Source organism: Microcoleus sp. B9-D4 (assembly GCF_036705105.1).
In the GTDB taxonomy this organism is placed as follows: Bacteria; Cyanobacteriota; Cyanobacteriia; order Cyanobacteriales; family Microcoleaceae; genus Microcoleus.
Genome location: NZ_JAUBTS010000159.1, coordinates 1 through 1,887, shown reverse-complemented (window position 1 = coordinate 1,887; position 1,887 = coordinate 1). Strand labels below are relative to the sequence as shown.

Sequence of the window (1,887 nt, the reverse complement as noted above, 5' to 3'; positions counted from 1 at the left end):
TGTCCGATACCTAGAAAGTAGACCACAATTATTTATCAATGCACTGTTTAGTTATTTTGTCAATGCGTAAGTCCTAAGCTAATAATTCCCGATAATAATCCCAAAAATCTTCGATAAACTGCCCTAAAATTACTTGATGGCAAGGGAATACCGGGCTTAACTTCTTGTAATGCCTTCCCTCGTGTACCCAACATAACGCTCGCTCGGCAGTGATTAACTTGAATTGGGGAGCATCATCGCAGCAAAGAGTTTGTACGACTGGGCAATCTGTTTGCTGATGATAGAAAGCAATAGCTGCTGCTTCCCTAATCCGGGTAACTTGTTGATCACCCAGTTTGGGTAGATACTTATTGAGTAGGTGATTAAACTGTGACTCACTCAACACCGTTTCTTGAGGTAATAGCTTGAGAGCATTCTGCCATTTAGTCGGGATTTTGAAGTCCTGAATTAGTGAGAATGTGAGTGGATTCAACATGAATTCTAGTTCTCGTCCTGGCTGTAATCCTTTCAGGACAGTCAATCTGTCTTTATTCGCTGTTGTAAAGTAGACTGTATATAAAGGGTTGCAGATGATATTGGTAGTATGGTTTACTCCACCTACACGCGCACCAGTTGGGTCGAAGTGTTGCCTGCAGACTACTTGCTAGTCCTGAATCATAAACTTCTTTTTTCTCGGTTTCAAAAAGGAAGTGTTTTTTGATTAACAGCTTGGATAAATAACCTGCTGATAGAGAAATACCTAAATCGGCTAAAAAATCTAGTAGTTTGCCGCATCGTCATATTGCCACCATAGTACAAACTGATGATTAAGGCTTTGATTCCTGGTCCAAATTCTCCTTCGTAGCCTAATGGTAATTCTGCTACATAACTTTTCCCCACTGAGGGTGAGTAATATTTCTGTTTGCGAAATAATATGTTGTCGGTTGCCAAGCTGATATCTTGGATGATTACTTGTTCGTATCCTTTAAATTCTGCATCTGCTGGCAGTCGCTCTTTGGGATATTCTAGTATTTCTTCTCGATCTATTTTAATCGTCGCGTTCTTACTGCCTTTTTTGTGCTTTTTTGGCGTTTTTCGCTCTTTTTCTGATGAGTGCTGGCTGCTGAATCCTTTGGAGTTGGCTTTGATGTCTGGTTTTCCTTGTTCTCCCTTCAATCGGTTGTTTTCATCTTTCAACCGTTGATTCTCTGACCCCAAGTCTTTGACTTTTAATTCTAATTGCTCTATTAGGTTCAGTAATATCTCTACTGTGTGAGGCATGGATTCGTCTGCAATACCTTTTGGGTCGATGGTTTGCAGTATCTTGAAGGATGACTTGTCTTGTGAAATAATCTTTTGCGTCATGTGTCCTATTTTATGACACTTTGTGTATTCTGCTTACTTCTTTTTCTCTGCTACCCCTACTTATTGAGCCGATACTTCGATATTATCTCCAATATTCCAAGGCGACTAAGACCTGTTCTTCGAGAGTTAGGATGGTGCGACGACTTCTTCTGTCTTTCTGATTTTCTGACTTGAAATTTACGCCTGGCGTTAACCCTTGCTTTTAAGGTTTGAATTTTGATACCAAATCAAACGTTGAAATTGAGAATGTTTCAAGTTTAGATAAGATTGATTTTTCATGATTTACTTAGGGATGAGAATTAAATAAAATCCACTTTTCATGACTGTTGTGGGATGGGCGTCCCGCCCGTCCTTTCTGGGCGGGCGGGACGCCCATCCCACAAGAAAAAAGGGAAATTATTTAATTGACGATCCTTATTGTGTAACGACAACAAAACTTTATAGCATTTTATCCTGTTTATAGCAACAATACTCCGGACAGTTTTTAAAGAGGGATGCGACGCCTACGGCAAGCAACGCTTACGCAATAAATCACAGAAGCGA

The 1,887-nt window shown here is 40.1% G+C and carries 2 protein-coding genes; both read right to left on the bottom strand.

Features of this window, described 5'->3' with window-relative positions; genetic code table 11:
* Window positions 1-73 precede the first annotated feature (73 nt).
* The gene (locus QUB24_RS33310; protein ID WP_333157854.1) at window positions 74-475 is read right to left on the bottom strand and encodes a hypothetical protein; all 402 of its coding nucleotides are present in this window, start codon (window positions 473-475) and stop codon (window positions 74-76) included.
* A 203-nt stretch (window positions 476-678) separates the two neighbouring features.
* Window positions 679-1,344 carry a hypothetical protein gene (locus QUB24_RS33305; protein WP_333157853.1) on the bottom strand — a complete coding sequence of 222 codons (666 nt, stop codon included), beginning with the start codon at window positions 1,342-1,344 and terminating at the stop codon, window positions 679-681.
* Between the last annotated feature and the right edge of the window lie 543 nt (window positions 1,345-1,887).

Coding starts and splice junctions, on each gene's coding strand:
- QUB24_RS33310 (WP_333157854.1), bottom strand. CDS start 475: ATGTTGAATCCACTCACATTCTCACTAATTCAGGACTTCAAAATCCCG.
- QUB24_RS33305 (WP_333157853.1), bottom strand. CDS start 1,344: ATGACGCAAAAGATTATTTCACAAGACAAGTCATCCTTCAAGATACTG.